The sequence below is a fragment of the Acidovorax sp. HMWF018 genome, assembly GCF_003061035.1.
Lineage (GTDB): Bacteria > Pseudomonadota > Gammaproteobacteria > Burkholderiales > Burkholderiaceae_C > Acidovorax > Acidovorax delafieldii.
In genome coordinates this window covers 6633-8766 of the sequence record NZ_QAIM01000419.1, presented here as the reverse complement: position 1 = coordinate 8766, position 2134 = coordinate 6633, and the positions used below count along the sequence as shown (strand labels likewise).

At 68.0% G+C, this 2134-nt stretch carries 2 protein-coding genes and 1 pseudogene; all 3 read right to left on the bottom strand.

The annotated features are described in order from the left end of the window. Nucleotides 1-296: pseudogene (locus DBR23_RS17185) on the bottom strand (penicillin-binding protein 2); the annotation flags it as partial. Between the two features lie 181 nt (nucleotides 297-477). Then, a complete protein-coding gene (mreD, locus tag DBR23_RS17180; RefSeq protein ID WP_056057460.1) occupies nucleotides 478-996 on the bottom strand; it encodes a rod shape-determining protein MreD in 519 nt (172 codons plus the stop codon). A gap of 43 nt (nucleotides 997-1039) precedes the next feature. Further along, nucleotides 1040-1963 carry a rod shape-determining protein MreC gene (gene mreC, locus DBR23_RS17175; protein ID WP_108499050.1) on the bottom strand — a complete coding sequence of 308 codons (924 nt, stop codon included), beginning with the start codon at nucleotides 1961-1963 and terminating at the stop codon, nucleotides 1040-1042. Between the last annotated feature and the right edge of the window lie 171 nt (nucleotides 1964-2134).

Genomic DNA, 2134 nt, shown 5'->3' with positions numbered 1-2134 from the left:
ATGGTCTCGTCCAGCACGCCGGCACGCGAGGGCGTGATCTCCAGCGTGTAGGCCGAATAGTTGGTGGCCAGCACCACGCCGTTGCGGTCCAGGATGAGCCCCCGGTTGGGCACGATGGGCACCACGGCCGTGCGGTTGCTCTCCGCCTGGGCTGCCAGGTCCTCATGGCGCACCACCTGCAGGTACACCAGGCGCGCCGCCACCAGGCAGAACGCCGCCATCACCACCAGGCCCACCACCACGGCGCGCACCCGGAACCGCGAGGCGTCGGCTTCGCTGCTGCGCACCTCGGTCATGGCCTCACCCCTGAAAAAACGGCCCAGAAGCTGGCTGCCTGTGTGACTGGCGCGGCCCAGGCCAGGGGACGCCGAGCAAGGGTCGCCCCGCCGCGAGCGCGTCGCCGCCCTTCCCGCAGCGCACAGCACTGCGAGAGAAGGGGGAGACAGCGCGGCCGCTCAGGGGGTTGTTGCCTCATGTTCACAACGGCCGGTTCTGGTCTTTGTCGGGCGGGCGGCGCTGGGGCGCCAGCAGCACCCAGCTGGCCAGGGGCCACAGCAGCGCCTCCAGGAACGGGGCCAGAAAGCTCCAGAACCCCGGGAAAATTCCGCCCGCCGCCATGCGCAGCAGCAGCTCGATGGCATGGGCAACGGCAAACAGCGGAAACACCTGCAGCGCCTGCGACGGCACACTGAACCACAGCAAACGGCGGTGGATGGCAATGGCCCCGAACGACAGCACCGTGTAGGACAGCGCATGCTGGCCCAGCAGCGCAGACTGGCTCACGTCCATGCACAGGCCCAGCACAAAGGCCGCCCCCATGCCAATGCGCAGCGGCTGGTGCACGCCCCAGAACACCAGCAACACCATCAGCAGATCAGGCATCCACACCACGCGGCCCAGCGGCAGCATGTTGATGGCCAGACCCGCAGCCAGACTGGCCCAGATGAACACCGGGTTCACCGGCATCAGCAGGGGCTCACCCCGCGGCATGATCATCGCGGGCCTCCTTGTGTCGGGGTCAGCGGGGCAAGGCAGCGGCTCATTTGCGGCCCCCGCGTTTGTTCGCGGGCGCGGCGGGGGCCGCATCCGGGCGGGGCAATTCGTTGTCGGCCAGGGGCTTGAGCACCACCACATGGCGCGCACCCTGCACCTGCGCCAAAGGCACGCAGTAGATGCGCGCAAACGCGGAGTCGGCACGACGCTCCACCTTCACCACGCGCGCCACGGGCAGGCCCGGCGCATACAGGCCGTCCACGCCGCTGGTGGTCAGCAGGTCGTCTTCGCGGATGTCGGCGTTGGCGGGCATGAAGCGCAGCTCCATGCCACCACCATGGCCCGCCACCGGGTCGCCATAGGCCACGCCGCGCACGCCGGTGCGGATGTTCAGCACCGGAATCGCCTGGTCACGATCCACCAGCAGCGTGACTTCGCTGACCAGCGGAAACACACGGGTGACCTGGCCCAGCACGCCGGCCTCGTCCATCACCGGAGCGCCCAGCTCCACGCCGCCCAGCTGCCCCCGGTCCAGCACCACACGGCGCGTGTAGGGGTCTGCGGTGTCATAGATGACTTCGGCCGCCTGTGCAGGGGTCTGGAGCCGGTCGCGCAGCTCCAGCAGTTTGCGCAGCCGCTGGTTTTCCATGGCCAGCTGGTCGGCCTGGTTGGCGCGCTGGCCCATCACGGCCATCTTCTTGCGGGCGGCATCCAGGTCTTCCTGCGCGGTTTGCAGCGACTGGAAATAACTGCGCCCGTGGCTCGCGAACTCCACCGGCTGCAGCATGAGCCACTGCACCGGGTACAGCACCGTGGCCACGGCCTGACGGAAGGGGCCGGTAATCTGAAAGCGTGCGTCGGCCACCATGAGGAACAGCGCCAGCGCACTGAACACGGCCAAACGCGACAGGGCCGAAGGGCCCTGTTTGAAGAAAGGGGGAGCGCTGCGCTCCAGAGTACCCAAGGGCATGGTGCGCAGCGGTCAGGATCTGCCGCGGGGAGCGGGCTCCACGGGCGGGTGCTCAGAAACAAGCATTGGAGCAGGTGCAGTCATGCAATTCAGAGCGCAAAAAAAGTGCCTGCAGCATACAGGCCTGCCGACTTACTCGCTCGTGAAAATGCTGCCCAGGCGGTCCATGCG

What these genes read in the sequence shown, in the direction of transcription:
- mreC (WP_108499050.1), bottom strand. Translation starts at nt 1,963, where the DNA reads ATGCCCTTGGGTACTCTGGAGCGCAGCGCTCCCCCTTTCTTCAAACAG.
- mreD (WP_056057460.1), bottom strand. Translation starts at nt 996, where the DNA reads ATGATCATGCCGCGGGGTGAGCCCCTGCTGATGCCGGTGAACCCGGTG.